We start from the raw sequence: 16078 nt of genomic DNA on the forward strand, positions 1-16078 counted from the left end.
GGGTAATCAGCTTTCATAAAGCTCTTTTTTGATTTTATTTTTCACATCATGGATAAACTGCATCTTATTATCCCAGCATTTTTGACTCAAATCGACTGGGTATTCTTCTGGTTTGCTGATTCGTTTGTATTCCTCCCAGAAGAGTCCGAGACTGTCCTGCACATATGCTTGAATCGTTTGGATATCTGGATTATCATACACCAGCTTCCCTTGTTCAAAAATTGGGACATGAAGGTCCTTTGCCACAAAATTTGTCACAAATTTGCTGATAAATGTATGAACTGGATGGAACATTTTCAGCTTATCTTCACTTTGAACATCTTCTTCTTCAAGGGCAATGTAGTCTCCCTCAGAGTGATGATTCAATTGATTGATAATGCGATACACTCGTTTACGGCCTGGTGTTGTCACTTTCTCTGGGTTAGAAGAAATTTTGATCGTGTCATTCATCTGACCGTTCTCTTCAATCGATACAAGCTTATATACAGCACCAAGAGCTGGCTGATCGAATGCGGTAATCAGTTTCGTTCCAACACCCCATACATCAATTTTTGCACCTTGTGCTTTTAAGTTCATAATGGTGTGTTCATCAAGATCGCTTGATGCAATGACTTTTGCGTCATGGAATCCAGCTTCATCCAGCATCGTTCTCGCCTTTTTAGACAAGTAGGCAAGGTCTCCGCTATCAAGTCTGACTCCAATAAAGTTGATTTTATCACCGAATTCTTTCGCTACCTTAATCGCATTTGGAATGCCTGATCTGACCGTATCATATGTATCCACTAAAAAGACACAGTCTGTATGTGTTTCGGCATATTTTCTAAATGCAGTATATTCGTCGCGATATGCTTGTACAAGTGCATGGGCATGTGTGCCTGATACGGGAATATTGAAGCGTTTCCCTGCACGGACATTACTTGTTGCCTGAAATCCGCCGATCAGTGCTGCTCTTGCTCCCCACATGGCTGCATCCATTTCATGGGCACGTCTTGTTCCGAATTCTAATGCTGTCTCATCTTCAATGATTCCTTTAATACGAGCCGCCTTTGTTGCAATTAGCGTCTGGAAGTTCACGATGTTGAGCAGTGCCGTTTCAATTAGCTGCGCTTCAACAAGTGTTGCCTCGATGCGCATAATAGGTTCATTCGCAAAGACAATTTCTCCTTCTCTCATTGAATGAAGTGTCCCTGTAAATGACAATCCGCTTAAGTATTCAATGAAATCGCTTTTATAACCGAGTTCATCTTTTAAATATGCAAGGTCGCTCTCGGTGAAGGAGAAGTCCGATAAATATTCAATCGCTTTCTCTAAACCAGCAAATACAGCGAAGCCGTTGTCAAATGGAAGCTTTCTAAAGAAGAGTTCGAAGACTGCCTTCTTCTCATGAATGCCGTCTCTCCAATACGTTTCTGCCATGTTAATTTGATAAAGATCTGTATGTAGTGATAAACTGTCGTCAATAAACCGATGCTCCAACTTCCATTCTCCTTCCCTTACTTAACCACTTTCGCACCAAGCGTATGCTCAAAGTGAGAAAGTGCCCACTCGTGCCCCGCTTCATTAAAACTCGCCACGGCATTCTCATGAATCACAAGTTCAAAGCCTTTATTGTACGCATCAACAGCTGTATGAAGTACACAAATATCGGTACACACTCCGGCTAGGTGAAGTTCAGTGATGCCACGCTCGCGCAGTTTCATTTCTAATTGAGTGCCTGCAAAAGCAGAGTATCTTGTTTTTTCCATATAATAGACATGTTTTAAATGTGTTGACGTGTGAAATAGTGAACTTAGTTTTCCGTAAAGTTCAATTCCTTCTGTCCCGCGAATATTATGGGGCGGAAATAACTTTGTCTCTGGATGATATGGATCTTGCTCTTCATGATGATCGACGGCAAAAACAACAAAGTGTCCTTCATCAATAAATGAAGAAGTGATCTCTGTGATCTTCGACTCAATCGCCTGTCCAGGCTTTCCGCACGTCAGTTTTCCATCGTCTGCAACAAAATCAACTGTATAATCAATACAAATCAATGCTTTGCCCATCCGCATCTCTCCCATATGCTCTTTTGAATCATTATAGCTTATTCATTTCACTAGGGAAACCTATTCAACAGATTCACGAGAAAAAGCTTTTTGAAAAAGCTCATCTTCTATATAGATGTGCTCTTGATTGATCGCATGCGGCACCTCTATCACAAGCCCAAAAGGTGAATGTGACTCGTGATGGTTGACCACTTTAAAAGAACAACCAGCGGCATTTGCCATTTTGACATATGGAGAATAAGAAGCATATGACAATTCACCATTTAAAAGAACAGTGGCCTCTCGGTTTGCCTTCAATACTTGCTCTACCTCTTGATACGGTTTATGTCTCGATACTTGCCCTTTTGTCAGAGCGAGAAGAGCACGTTCTCTTAATGAGCCGAGAAACATTCTTCGTTCATCTGGTTTTGTTTCAGCATGTCCAAATATCCCTTGCTGCAAATAAAAGTCTACGGATTCTTCTTTCATTGCTGTGTTCACTCCTGGTTTCTGAATTTACATTTCTGTGACCCAGTGCACAATTTTTTGTGCAAGTTCACGGGCTTCGTCTATTTCTACTCTTTTGTTTAAAGATTGTTCTAGTGCTTGCTCAAGCTGCGTTTTTTCGTCTTCATACGCAATAGAAATACTCCATTCCATGTCAGGTACAGCGACAAGCGTTTTATATTCTTTTTTATTTTCATGTAAATATACATTGTAGGTTGTTGGTTGCCCGCTTGTCAGATGCGCTTTTCTTATTTTCATTTGATGTGTTTTCCCCCCTTTTTCTTCTTCCTTCTTCTATCCATTGTACCATAAAAAAAGACAGCTTCTGAAAAGGAGACCCTTTCAAAGCTGGCTATGCGTTAAAGCTCTTTTGCTGGCTGATGAGGTTTGAATCCCAAACAAATGTGACGTTCGGATTGTTGAAAAATTGAACAAAGTCTCCTGCATTATAGGTGCCTGAACCACCAGCGGAATGATCCACACTTTTTGGCGAAATGGCAAACACATCGCCGAAATGTGCAGAACCGTTTCCTATGACACGGTCAATATGAATGGGTCCAACAATTGCTGGCATCTTTCCACCACCTTTACTACCCTCATCATATGCCTAGCGGAACAATACGTGTCTATACAACATAAAAAAGACAGCTGATATGTCATATGATCAGCTGTCTTTTATGCATTAAATGATTGAGGCTGGCCAAACAGTGTAAAGTCCCAAAGCATGGTGGCATTCGGATCGCTTGTCAGGGACATATAATCACCTGAATTAAAAGCGCCCGCTCCACCGGTCGAGTGATCTACAGCCAAAGGGGCAATGGCGAGAACGTCACCAAAAGTAGCCGAGCCGTTTCCGCCTAAAGACTCAATATGGATGGGTCCAACAATCGCAGGCATCTTCCTTCTCCTCCCTATTCGCTTATGTGAGTTATGTTATGCAAAAAGGGAAAAGTTGTGCATCTGCCCTAAACGTTTAGATGTTGTTCTTTTCGAGAGCGCTGACGCAGCTGAACCAATCTGACAATATTGAGTGTGATGGCTTTCAGCAGCGCATAGACAGGAACGGCAAAAATCATGCCAAGGATTCCGCCAAAACTTCCTGCCCCAATTAATAGCAAGATAATTGTTAACGGATGTGTGTTGAGACGTTTTCCAATGATCAATGGAGAAATGACGTTTCCATCGATCTGCTGAACAACAAGAATGACAATAACAGTCACAACCGCTTTTCCAGGCGAATCAAGAAAAGCAATGAGCACAGCTGGTGCCGCACCAAGATACGGCCCAAGATATGGAATGACGTTTGTCACCGCAATAATGATGCCGAGAATGAGCGCATATTTCACACCAATTAATAAGTATCCGATAAAACAAGCAACTCCGACAAATAAACAAACAACGATTTGCCCTTGTATGTAAGCAGCAAGCGTATCGTTTAATTCTTTAAAAATCTTCAATCCTTCCTTACGGTAAGGCATTGGCAAAAATTGAACGAGCTTGTCCGGAAACTTATGCCCGTCTTTTAGCATGTAAAATAAAATGAATGGAACGGTAATGACAGCGAGGGCAATATTCGCAATCACGCCAAACACCGCCGACATACTGGAAGCAATATTTTCCGGTAAATCTTTTAATGTCGAAACGATCGACTGTTCAAACTTCGAAACAGACACATAATCTTGGTTCATCATCCACGTAAATGTTTTAGAATGCGAGAAGTCGTTGATAAATTTCTGCATGTCCGTGACATACCCCGGGAAGCTTTTGACAAGTCCACCCACCTGCGTGACAATGACAGGTCCAGCAGCATTGACAACAAACGTGATAAGCCCGATGAATAGGAGATAAATAATCAGAATGGCGAGCGTCCTAGGTATCTTCTTCGACAAAAATCGAACAATCGGATTAAAGATGAAAAAGAGAATACCTGCCAGTAAAATAGGAACAAACAACGTTGAAGCAAATAAAATGATCGGCTGAAATAAAAATGAAACTTTTGTTGATACATACACAATCAGTAAAACCAGTAATATTTGGAATGTCCAAAAATGAACTTTAGATTTTAACAAAGATGCTCCTCCTGTTACGTATTGACCTTATTAAAAAACTACTATTCAACCCACCTTCTGTCAACTGCTTCTTGTTTTAGAACCATATTTTTTGAAAAAAAAAGAACAATTGGTATATCATGCACTTTTTCCAGATATACATTCTGTAAGCATTGAAAAAAGCAGACACCTGTGCGTCTGCTTGCTACACTCTTTCACTGTGATCAGGCATCACCGACACGATTTGCTGGATCCGCACATAAAACACTGATTTTGCCCCCGCCTCAATCACAATATGATCCGGCATCACTTCCTTCAACTTTCCACGTACTGTATCTTTCACTGTTTGAACAATCAATCTCATACCGACTACTTTCTGCAATGTTTGATAAACATATGGATCAACTAATGAAACAAGCTGTGGACTTCCTTGTTGTGCCATGCTACCTGCCCCTTTACTTGTGTATTTACCCACAGCGTATGCAATGACCCATGTGAGTGTCACTCAGCAAACCCACAACATTATTACCGTATTTTTACATTTCGTATTTTTTTACAATTTTTAGAAGTATAATAGATTGGTGCTGCCAACATCTTAAATTATTTGAAGAGGTGAATGATCTTGAAAAAATTAATCTGTATCGTTGCTGTCATGCTCTTACTATCCTCTGCAAGTTATGCGCACGCAGGCACAATTGGAGATGCACCTGGTACACCAGGGAAGTGGTTTAAAGGAGAAGAACCGGTACAAAAAGACCTGTCAAAACCCCCACTTGTTTTTGTTCATGGCATAAACAGTTCTTCCTCCACATGGTCTGATCGAAACGATATGGCAAAACAAGCTGTTCTGAACGGATACGAAAGCGCGTTCATAGATTTGTATCCAGATCAGGACATGAAAAAGAATGGGAAACTATTAGCAGAAAAGTTAAAAGAAATCTATGAATTTTTCGGCAGAAAACTGATCGTAATCGGTCATAGTAAAGGCGGAGTGGATACGCAGGCTGCCCTCGTGTATTACAACGCTCATCCATATGTAGAGAAAGTCATCACACTTGGCTCTCCACACTATGGGACGCCGCTTGCGGACTTAGCCTATAGCAAAGGCGGAAGCTGGCTTGCGCAAATCCTTGGACAAAAGAGCGACGCGCTCTATTCTCTGCAAACCGGGATGATGGCAGCTTTTCGAAGTGAAACCGACCAGCTGGAGACGTTCCCTCATAAGTATGTAACCTATTCTGGTTCAGATTGGGGAACCTTTGGCGGAGTGCTTTATTTAGGCGGCATGTATTTAAAAAGCTTTGGTGCAAACGATGGCGCTGTGACGGTCAGCAGCACAAAGCTAGCATATGCAAACAATATTTTAACAGGAAAGTGGGATCACTTTTCGATCAAAAACGGCACAAGCATGTTCCCTGTATTTCAGGCACAGCTGCGTGCAAGTACCGCAAGCGCTGAAAGTGAAGACGAACAAGAGCAAGAACCAGTTTCTTCGGAGCTAAATACAAACGTTTATGTGAAAGGTGGAGAAAGTGAAAAGGATAAAACAGAAGCGTTCTATGTAGAGGAAGGAACGAATGGCCTATCGATTCAGTGGTTAAATGAAAGACAGGAAGCCAATCCGGAAATCGTTGCGCCAAATGGAGATGTTTTAACCAATTTGACGACATCCGAATCATCATTCCCATATGAAGGCGCCTATTCACACCATGTGCAAATCAATAAACCCGTTCCAGGAAAATGGACGATTCGATCAAATTCAGGAAAAAAGGATCCTTATTTGCTACTTGTATCCTTTGATTCACCATTGAATGAAGAAATCAAAATCGCTGCAGCGAAATCAGGAGATGCATCGACACATTCGAGCAAGCTGATTAAACGATTAAGCAAAACTGTAGAGACCACTTATTTTAAAGATGCCGAGAAGGATCATCCACTGAAAACGAGCTCTTCATCAGCCGTTCAATTGAAAAAAGAAGGTGCTTATTCCGTCACGGTTCATTACACAGGTCTCACTGCGTCAGGGACATCGGCATTTAACCGTACTGTGATCCGCACATTGTATGTGGATCAGCACGGAACGATTCATGGAGATATTCCATATTAAACAGAGCGTTTCATGGGCTGAAGCGCCTGCTGCACCTTCTCATCCAAATCAGCAATTTTTTTAAGCGCAAGTGATTCATCTATTTGTCTGTAATGATGGTGTCCACCAGGCTCTTCGTCCATTTCATCTGCTTTCTTCACAATTTGCTGGAGTGTGTCCTTATGCAGGTCGCCCTCTGGCAAATATGAATCTGTGTGAAGCAAAATCGCAAGGGCAATCTCTTTGGCTGCTTTTGGTTCCTCGCCGAGCCGTATGAGCAGTTTATGTGCCCGCTCTGCCCCTTTAATGGCATGAATATCATTTCGTCTATATGTCTCGTAATCCCATTCTCCGCCTGCTGTATACCATTCATAGTGGCCGATGTCATGCAAGAGTGCTGCTTTCACAGCAAGATCCGGGTTAATCCCCGCCTGCATCGCCAGTTTGAATGCGTGATAAGCACAAGCAATGGCGTGGGCTTTTCCTGAACGATTTAAATATTTTTGAGCGACTGGATGGGTGTAAACATCCATTAATGTAACCTTTCTCATGGAAACCCCTCCTTATCTATATTTTTAGCATCCTAACATATTCTGAAAAGAAACTCAAATGTTCTGTCATATTTCCGATGAGTCTCAAAATTAGCTTATGCTCGATAAGCTGTCTTTGCTTGTACAATACGAAAAAAGCAGCCGTTATGACTGCTTTTTTTCATACTCACGGGCATCGTATACACAACCGCCAGCTGGGTCATCTGCTAGAAGGTCGAGTAAAATACCGGCCACTTCATCTGGGCTCTTTAGCGTGCCTGTTTCATGTAATTGCTGAAACCGCTCAATTTGTTCAAAGTCCTGTTTGGAGGATTTCCGAATCTCTCCCTGCATATCCGTATCAATCGTACCGGGTGAAAAGGAAAACGTGGTGACAGGATATGTTTCGTCCTGCTGTTCCTCATGTAAAGTCCTCATAAACATATCAAGCCCTGCTTTTGAACTGCAATAGGCACTCCATCCTTTGTACGGGTTTTTAGCTGCCCCAGAAGAAAGATGCACGATGGTTTTCTTCCCTTCAAGAGATTGTGTCTCCCTCACAAACACGTGACTGAGCAAAACAGGGATGACAAGGTTCAGCGTATAATGCTGATGAAGCGTATCTTCTCCGCCTTGCCCTGCACGTTTGATAGGAGTCACCATTCCTGCATTATTGACAAGCAAGACGTCATCAGCGTCTGCGAGAGTTTGCGAGGACAAGATGCCCTGAAGCCACTTTGCAGCCGATTCCTCATCAGTGAGATCAACCTGTGAATGCGTGAGGTGTGGGTGGGATAGTGGCGACTCACTTCTTGCAGCGGTATACACGTTATCCCCACGTGAAAGTAGCTGTTTGACAAGTGCTAAACCAAATCCTTTTGATCCGCCTGTGACGATTGAAATTCGAATGACAATCTCCTCCCTTGATAACACTATTTTAAATAGTGAATCGGTATCACATCAAGCAATCTGCATAAAGAAAAGCCTGCCCTTTTCAAAAGGCAGGCTATTTCTTTTCCGTCTTCACATTCACCTTTGGAATCAGAATGCTCATGACAATGATGCCAAAGGCGATCAAGATGCCAAAAATGATTGGCAGAAGCGCCGATCTCTGCTTTTCATGATCATCGCCAGAAGGAGTTGATACAGCCGAATCGCTGAAAGAGATATTCATCTCTTTCATCATACGAGCTGGCGTTTTAGGCGGATTGTCTTTCAGATCACTAAAAATTTGCGGCGAAAGTTGACCACCAGAGGTCTTAGGCGGGTCAGCAAAGTGAATGTCCGTTTTGACTTTAGATGTTGTTTTGCTTTGTTCGTATTTCGTTTGATCCCTCAATATACTCGAATTAATATTGAGGTTCTTTTCTTGATATTCATTCGGCTTGACATTCGTATCCGTATCTTCACCTGTAGCAGCAAAAGCAGCAGGACTGAGGAGAAAAAGGGATATGACACCAAGTGCCATCCCTTTGACGAATAGATTAAGCCTCATGAGTGACATCACGTTCCTCTGTTTTGTCTTTCCATAGCTTCTTCACTAGTGGAATGACCATGAACAATATCGTTAAAATCAGTAGCCCTGTGATGCCCATACCGAAGTTGTCTCCATTTCCATATTGGATGGACAGATACACGTCTGTCACTGGATTTGTAAAATGGAAGTTTGGCATGACCAAATCAATTAACGGTGCAACAAAGAAGAATATAAGCGCCGTTGCTGCCATCCATCCGGCAATTGAACCGAAAAGGAAAGCTGTGCGAATAAAGGCAGAGCATGCCACTAGCAGCAAAATCGTAAAGATGGACCATTGAATGGCTTGGTCATCAGCTAGTTTGTAAATGTTGAGTCCAAACAGGCTGATCATGAGCCCGACTAACAGATTTAAAATACCAAACAGTGCACCTTTGACCAGCATTGGCGCTGACGCATAGTACGAGCTAAAAAAGCCAATCAACAAACTGCTGATCATGACAATAACCAAAATGACTACTGGCGGTACAGTCTGCGTTTTTTCTTCTGGCACATCGCCGCTAATTTTCAGCGGATTGGCTAAATGGTTATACACATAGTTGCTGTTGCCTTGATCGTCTAAAGTGTTGCCTAAAATACCCTTTAAATCTTGTTGAACAAGCTTTGTAGAATTGACATTCTTACTCCAGTTTTCGTTCAGGGTATCTGCTTTTTCTTGAACGGTTGTGACACTTTCTTCAATGTTATTCGTATAATCCGCCACCCCTTTTTGGCGGTCGGTTAACGAACTCATATTTTCAGAAAGACGAAGCACTTCCTGACCAATTGAATCCTGTGCACTCACAACAATCGAACTGCCCGCAAGGTCTGCCGTATACACCGCATCTCCTTGATCAGCCATTTGTTCAGCTACTGTGTCCGCACTTTCAGAAATGGCATTTAACTCCTGTTCCATGCTTGCCTGCTGAGTCGAAATGTATTCTGCGTAGCCATCTGAGAATTTTTGCATCTCATCAATAAAGGTAGACACATCATCATTTGACGTCAGCATTTGATTTTTGAGTGTATCCCAGTTTTCCGTTTCTTCTTTTTTGATGGAAAGGATGGACTGGATTTCATCTCCTTTTGTGTCTAGTAGAGATGAGTTGTTTGTTGGTTGATATAGATTCCCAAGCATCATCTCTAGCTGAGAAAGTTGATTGGAGTATTCCATTAACTTTTTGGTGCTTGTTGAATTTGTTTTAAACTCTTGATCAAATATTTTCGTATTCACAGTGTTGCCAATCGGCGAGTTTACTCGTTTCAGCTCTTGCACTTTGTTTAAAATAGAGGATTCCTGATTTTTGATTTCATTCGGAATGACGTTATATCGATCTTGTAACCTTAGAATCATCTTTTCAAGCTTCTCTACTTTTTTCGTGAGGCTTTCAAGCTCCTTACTCATTTGACTTACTTTGTCTTTCAATTGGTCGTTATGAGCGGCCGCTTTTTCTTGAATCTTCTTTTTCACTTCTTCTAAACGATTAGACAGTGCTTTTAGGTCGTCTTTTGATTGATTCGTGCCGCTGTTATCTGGCTGAACAGCATCCTGACCATTTTCACTCTCTTTATCATCTTCATTAGTAGGAGGTGCAGTCTGATCTTCTAATTGATCAGCTAGATCGTTCATTTCCGATGAAATTTGCGAGAGTTCATTTGTTTCATCATCTAAGTTAATGCCAATCTCTTCTGGGTTCTCGTTATCTTGATCTGATTGCCCGTCATCATCAGGATCAACTGGCTGCTCGGGCGCGTTCATTAGCTCTTGCCTTTTTGCTTCTAGCTTATTCTGCAAGGCGATGATCTTACTTTTATAGGCCTCTAAGTATTGACCTTCATAATCCTTCAACAGTTCTTCTTGAGACGTCTTCACAAGTTCCTTTAATCCCGACGATTGCTTAGGGATTGCGTCTTCTCTTGCCTTTTGAACAGATTGAATTGCGCTGTCCGTTGTTTTAAGCTGACTTTGGACCCCATTGATGTCGGTTTTGAGTCCGCCCATTTGATCGCTAAAGCTGCGGGCATTTTGGTTTTGAATCTCTGCAAGCTGTTTGAGTCCTTGCTGGATTTGTTTTTTACTTGTCGATTGCGCTTTGATCAAGAGATCCTTTTGTTTGTCTTGATACTGCTGATATTGATCGACTACTTTTACGAAATCCTTCAGCTGGCTTTTCGCTTCTTCTGTTGTACTTAAACCGTCTTTATACTGCTTTTGTGAATCGGCCATCGCATTTTTTAGTTCTTCTATTTGTTTCTTCTGCTGCTGGACGGCATCAGATAGTTTGTTTGAATTTGGCTTATAGAAGTTGTACATCGTGTTTTGGAATTCGACCTCTTTGCCAACAATATGATCAAACTCTTCTCTGACATTGCCTATTTCCTGTGATACAAAACTCCAATATAAAGTCGACATTTGTTCATTCATTTTCTTTTGAGCATTTTCTAACTCTCTTTGTACTTTTTCTTTATTCACTGCATTGAGCTGATCTTGGATTGAGAATTGGATAGATGCCTTCTCAGGATGATCCTTATCATAGCTCAGCACATTTTTAGAGAAGTCAGATGGAATATAGAGAACTGCATCGTACTTTCTATTTTTCAGTCCATTTTCTGCCGCACTTCGATTGACGACTGTCCATGTGTAATCTGGACGCTCTGATAATGCCGCCACCACATCCTGTCCGAAACGAGCGGTATTTTCACTTTCGCTCGCCCCCATATCCTCATTGACCACGGCAATGTTACGTGTGGCATTCTTTTTCTGTTTTGCCGGATCATCCCCAATGAGATGGAAAAATAGAACCGGCAAGACGAGAATCAGTATCATGGTCGACACGATTTTGATGGAGCTTTTTTGCTGCTCTGTCATTGAACACTCTTCCTTTCTACCGCACATAAAGGAACCTGGATTTTCTTCTCTTTCCCGTTTTCAACCAAATATCCGAAACCTGGCTGAATCTCTGGTTCTTGTCTTGCATACGGAAGCGGTATGATGTTTTGCTCTGATTTTTTCATCAGTAACATGGCATGACGAACCTGTTTGATTTCGTTTGTGAGTGCATCATAGCCTTTACTGAATTCGGTATGATTCCCTGATGCGATCAAGCTGAAGCCTAAGTGTGCATATGACTTCATGAAATCAGCCAATTGATCTTGAAGACGCGGATCGATTGTCTGCTGAAAACGCGTAATGCCATCAATCACAAGCACAATTTGAGAGAACGACAACTGATCAGTCTCTCCTCGGCGCACAGCTTCGACGTACATCTCTTCACGCACCTTGAATAAACGATCTATTTCCTCTGCCCATTCTGTGATATCATCCTTTGTTTCAAGGTAATCAATGTTCTCTTCTTTTGCATAATGAGAGAGCCCCCGATCAATCGAATCAAAGACGGCCAGCTTCTCAGGTTTTGCTACTAATAGCTGATCAAGCATCAGTTTGGTCACATTTGTTTTCCCTCGCTGCGTTTGACCGATGATGAGGCAGTGTTTATTCTTCTTCAAGTCAAAGTAAACAGGTGCCACAGATTCCTCGTCCAGTCCTACTGGAATGTCATATGGCTGCTTTTGATCATCTAAACGACTCTCAAGCTCATGAGCAGTCAGCTTATCAGGAAGCATCGGCACAGGTTTTGGTTTTTCAGCTGATTCAAAGCGAGCATCTAGAAGCTGGATCTCTTGTTTTAAATGCTCAAACAATTCGAGATCATTCTCTCCTTCAACTGGCAGGAACATTTGGGCAAAGTAAAGCTCTTCTTTGTTGATAATGACTCGTCCTGGAATCGGCTCTAAGCTGAATTTCGGTCTGCCAATAATGGAGTATGCCTCTCCTTGATCCATTAAGTAATGGACAATCTTTGTTTTCAAGTTGTTCATAAGAGATTGACGGACTGCGTTGACACGAGTCGCTGTGATTAAGAAATAAATACCTAACGATTGTCCATCACGGCTTAACTGAATAAATTCAGATTCGAGTTCATGCATTTCGTCTTTCACAATGTCAAAGTTGTCAATCACGATAAATATGAATGGAAGCTTTTTCTCATTCAGCGCATTGTACATTTTGATATGACTCATTTCCTGCTGTCTAAATAAACGCTTGCGATATTCAACCTCTTCACGAAGGCGCTTCATCGACTTTTGAATCTTCCTCATTTGATCCATTAAGAAATAATCAGCCGTATGCGGAAGTTTGGCAAGCGGTAGCAAGGTGCCGTTACCGAAGTCATAAATATATGCATGCCATTCTTCAGGTGAATATCTTTCTGCGAAGCTCATAAGCAGTGTTGTTGCAGCAAGTGATTTGCCGTAGCCGGATGAACCGAAGATGCCAATATTTCCATCCTCCATCATTTGATAAGAAAGTGGATGCTGGCTTTGCTGATCTGGCTCATCGACAAGAGCAAAATGGAAAACGTGCTCTTCACTTGATGCATAACGTGTTTTTGGAATCCGCTCTTCAAGCGGTGGAAGCCATGGACTCGGAAGCTTTTCAATTCCAAGCTCCTGCTGCATACGTTCAATTTCATCCACAACAGCGGAAATTTCCGTCACTGTCTCTTTTTTCACTGCTGGCTCTGTACTTACCCCTGATAATGGGATTAGTCCAGTGTCCGTTACAATAGCAATGTCATCTTCTGATCCGTAGCCATCTTCCATATACGGTGCACCGCTCCAAGCCGACTGGAATAATTCATAGATTTCATTGTTCCCCACTTGTAAATATCCACGACCTGTCACGGTAATTGACGCTGCATCACTATTTTTCAAAATTTCCTTACTGTCTGATGCATCTTGTACCTTTAATGCGACCTTAAAGCGGGAGTTACTCCAAATTTGATCATCAATGACCCCGCCGGGCTTTTGTGTCGCTAAAATGAGATGGACACCGAGACTTCGTCCAATCCGCGCGGCACTGACAAGCTCTCTAATAAAATCTGGCTCTTCACTTTTTAATTCAGCAAACTCATCAGAGATTAAGAACAAATGAGGCATCGCCTGTTCCGCCTTTTTCTCTTTATAGAGTTTCGTATAGTCATTGATATGATTCACATGATACTGATCAAACAAGCGCTGTCTTTTCTTCAGTTCACTTTTAATAGAGGCAAGTGCTCTTTCACTAAAGTTTTTGCTACCTTCAATGTTTGTGATCGTACCAAGTAAGTGCGGAATATTTCGGAACGGCTGCGCCATTCCGCCTCCTTTGTAATCAATAAGCAGGAACGCCACTTCATGAGGGTGAAAGTGTACAGCCAAGGATAAAATATACGTCTGTAAAAACTCACTTTTTCCTGATCCCGTTGTTCCTGCTAACAGACCATGTGGGCCATGTGCTTTTTCATGCAGATTCAGATCGACAATATCGTTTTTTCCTTTATAACCGATAGGCACAGATAATGACTTTGCTGTTTCAGATGTCAGCCATTTTTCACGAATGCCAATGTCATCTACCTGTTTGGCATGAAACAGGTCAAGGAAGGAGACCGTTTCTGGAATCGAGTTGGTCATCCCGACTTGATGATCTAATGTTCTTAAGGTTCTGGCAAACAGCTCATTGTCCGCTCGCTCATGTGCATCCAGCTGAAATGGAATTCGTACGGCCTTCTTATGCTGAATGAGAATATCTCCTTCTTCTTCGTTAATGTAACGAACAAGCGTTGAAATATTTTCAGCCAAGCTTTCCTTTGTTTCTGCCGCAAAGATAATTGAGATGCCTAAATCCGTCCGGCTGCCTTCTAGGTATTCTAAAATCACATGTTCCGCAATGAGTTCATGGTTTGTCACGATAAACACAAAGTGAGGCGTAAAGATTTTCTTCTCTTTTTCCTCTTCCAGATCACGCTCTCGTAAAATTTCATAAATAGAAGACAAGAGCTGATCACGTGTTTGTTCGTTATATATAAACCCTTTCCCGTATGTATGAGGAAGTTGGAAGTGCGGCAGCCATTTCATCCATTCCCAGTTCTCATACTCCTGTTCATTAAAGATAAAAACAAATCTCAAATCATGATAGCTGTGCGAGAAAGCAAGCTGGCCGACAAGCTGGTGAAGCTCATTTTTGACAATTGCTGGTTTTCCTATTAATCCGGTTGGACCGTCCGCAAGACCGAACGTAATCGGTACATCTTTTACCTCGCGATAGACGTTTTGCATATGCTGGGTTTGTTCCATTAAGTCATCGATGTCACGATTGGCCATATCGCCGCCGCTCGTCGATAATTCATAACTTGAAGGAACTGCACCTGTCCCTAGACGCAGCTGTAAAAAATCATCACTGACAAGCGTCTTTTCCCAAATACGCCCGCTAATTTCTGACGTCAAATATTTCATTTGTTCAAATGATGGATAATGATACGTTAAAATAAATTGTTGACGGTCATACAGCTCTTGCAGCTCTTTCCGCTTATTTTCTAAGTAAAGAGAGTAAACGCGTTGCCGCTTCTCTTCTCGTCTTTTGCGCTGTGATTTCTCTTTAAAATATTGAACGGACGATGTAATTAACGTCATAATAAACATTGCCATCGACACGACAATAAAGATGCCTCGCGGCTGTACAAGGGCCACGATCCCCATGACAATCAGCATGACAAGCGGCGGAAGAACCACGAGCCAAAGTCCTCTGCCGTTATTTTCACTCTCCTGTGAAGGAAAGCTGAAAGACACCCGGTCATCTGGCAGATCGTAAATCAAACGTGGTGTTCGTCTATATAAAGGATATTTTTGTTTCGTTTCGGTACTCGGCGGCCTTGTTTTTTCTAAACGTGTTTGAAATGGTTCAAATGCTGTTACTTGCAATAAATCATCATCTTTCAATGACAACGTCAAAAAGTTCCAAAACAGCTCATCTCCAGCAAGAAGCTGCTGTGGACCGTGCAGCTGTTTCCCGTTCACATAGATCGTTTCATCTTGGGGAATCACATACCAAGTGCCTTCTATTTTTTCCAACGTGAAGGATTTGGCATCTTGAAACATTGAATGGGCTTCTTCTTTCCACACATCCGCTTCATCTATTTCTTCACTTGAAATAGTCACTTCGACTCTATTTCCTAGGTAATAAATGGTTTGATCATGATGTGAATCCATCAACATGAGTGTGAGTGAACCAACCTGATATGGTTCATGTGGAAGTAAGTGACCTTTCTTTTTTTCGCCCTGATAAAGAGAAAAGCCGTCATTCGTTTCATCTGGAGATAAACGAATCAATCCTTCATCAAACGAAAGGGAAGGAATCGTTACTGTATGCTCTATTTCAGGTCCAATCACAGCTTCCCGATTGAACTGCTCATCTAAACGGACGGTTTGATAATCTTCCTCATAAAAAACCCATAGAAGACTCAAACGCTCCACCTCCTCATCGGACAGCACCA

At 42.0% G+C, this 16078-nt stretch carries 14 protein-coding genes; 1 reads left to right on the forward strand and 13 read right to left on the reverse strand.

The window, feature by feature from the left end:
• Nucleotides 1-6: 6 nt before the first annotated feature.
• The 8 genes from LCD34_RS06085 to LCD34_RS06120 all read right to left on the reverse strand — a co-directional run bounded on the left by LCD34_RS06085 (nucleotide 7) and on the right by LCD34_RS06120 (nucleotide 5021).
• Nucleotides 7-1476, reverse strand: a complete 1470-nt coding sequence (locus LCD34_RS06085; RefSeq protein ID WP_007500472.1) for a nicotinate phosphoribosyltransferase — start codon at nucleotides 1474-1476, stop codon at nucleotides 7-9.
• 17 nt (nucleotides 1477-1493) lie between these two features.
• On the reverse strand, nucleotides 1494-2045 hold the full coding sequence (locus LCD34_RS06090; protein WP_025207909.1) for a cysteine hydrolase family protein: 552 nt from the start codon (nucleotides 2043-2045) through the stop codon (nucleotides 1494-1496).
• A gap of 60 nt (nucleotides 2046-2105) precedes the next feature.
• Nucleotides 2106-2513 carry a YueI family protein gene (locus LCD34_RS06095; protein ID WP_046344389.1) on the reverse strand — a complete coding sequence of 136 codons (408 nt, stop codon included), beginning with the start codon at nucleotides 2511-2513 and terminating at the stop codon, nucleotides 2106-2108.
• 27 nt (nucleotides 2514-2540) lie between these two features.
• A complete protein-coding gene (locus tag LCD34_RS06100) occupies nucleotides 2541-2789 on the reverse strand; it encodes a YueH family protein (RefSeq protein ID WP_008345876.1) in 249 nt (82 codons plus the stop codon).
• 94 nt (nucleotides 2790-2883) lie between these two features.
• Nucleotides 2884-3105 carry a spore germination protein gene (locus tag LCD34_RS06105; protein WP_008345878.1) on the reverse strand — a complete coding sequence of 74 codons (222 nt, stop codon included), beginning with the start codon at nucleotides 3103-3105 and terminating at the stop codon, nucleotides 2884-2886.
• A 101-nt stretch (nucleotides 3106-3206) separates the two neighbouring features.
• Nucleotides 3207-3428: a spore germination protein gene (locus LCD34_RS06110; protein ID WP_008345880.1), complete on the reverse strand. Its 222-nt coding sequence runs from the start codon at nucleotides 3426-3428 to the stop codon at nucleotides 3207-3209.
• A 68-nt stretch (nucleotides 3429-3496) separates the two neighbouring features.
• Complete coding sequence (locus tag LCD34_RS06115) at nucleotides 3497-4600, reverse strand: AI-2E family transporter (protein WP_008345881.1); 1104 nt, start codon at nucleotides 4598-4600, stop codon at nucleotides 3497-3499.
• Nucleotides 4601-4784: 184 nt separating this feature from the next.
• A complete protein-coding gene (locus LCD34_RS06120; RefSeq protein WP_003213721.1) occupies nucleotides 4785-5021 on the reverse strand; it encodes a YuzF family protein in 237 nt (78 codons plus the stop codon).
• Between the two features lie 180 nt (nucleotides 5022-5201).
• On the opposite strand from LCD34_RS06120, the gene LCD34_RS06125 reads away from it, so the two are divergent.
• Nucleotides 5202-6686, forward strand: a complete 1485-nt coding sequence (locus LCD34_RS06125) for an esterase/lipase family protein (protein ID WP_035389272.1) — start codon at nucleotides 5202-5204, stop codon at nucleotides 6684-6686.
• Here the strand turns inward: LCD34_RS06125 and LCD34_RS06130 are convergent.
• The 5 genes from LCD34_RS06130 to essC all read right to left on the reverse strand — a co-directional run bounded on the left by LCD34_RS06130 (nucleotide 6683) and on the right by essC (nucleotide 16049).
• On the reverse strand, nucleotides 6683-7216 hold the full coding sequence (locus LCD34_RS06130) for an HD domain-containing protein (RefSeq protein ID WP_007500462.1): 534 nt from the start codon (nucleotides 7214-7216) through the stop codon (nucleotides 6683-6685). The two genes, LCD34_RS06125 and LCD34_RS06130, sit on opposite strands and share 4 nt — an antisense overlap.
• Nucleotides 7217-7360: 144 nt before the next feature.
• Nucleotides 7361-8104: a (S)-benzoin forming benzil reductase gene (locus tag LCD34_RS06135; protein ID WP_224559376.1), complete on the reverse strand. Its 744-nt coding sequence runs from the start codon at nucleotides 8102-8104 to the stop codon at nucleotides 7361-7363.
• Nucleotides 8105-8201: 97 nt separating this feature from the next.
• Nucleotides 8202-8699, reverse strand: coding sequence for a type VII secretion protein EssA (gene essA / locus LCD34_RS06140; protein ID WP_138826364.1), 498 nt, complete (start codon nucleotides 8697-8699; stop codon nucleotides 8202-8204).
• A complete protein-coding gene (gene esaA, locus LCD34_RS06145) occupies nucleotides 8680-11577 on the reverse strand; it encodes a type VII secretion protein EsaA (protein ID WP_224558671.1) in 2898 nt (965 codons plus the stop codon). Before esaA ends, essA begins: the two co-directional genes overlap by 20 nt.
• Complete coding sequence (gene essC / locus LCD34_RS06150; RefSeq protein WP_224558672.1) at nucleotides 11574-16049, reverse strand: type VII secretion protein EssC; 4476 nt, start codon at nucleotides 16047-16049, stop codon at nucleotides 11574-11576. The genes esaA and essC overlap by 4 nt, the downstream gene beginning before the upstream one ends.
• Nucleotides 16050-16078: the final 29 nt, after the last annotated feature.

Origin of the sequence: Bacillus sp. RAR_M1_44 (assembly GCF_020165935.1) — a bacterium.
GTDB lineage: Bacteria > Bacillota > Bacilli > Bacillales > Bacillaceae > Bacillus > Bacillus altitudinis.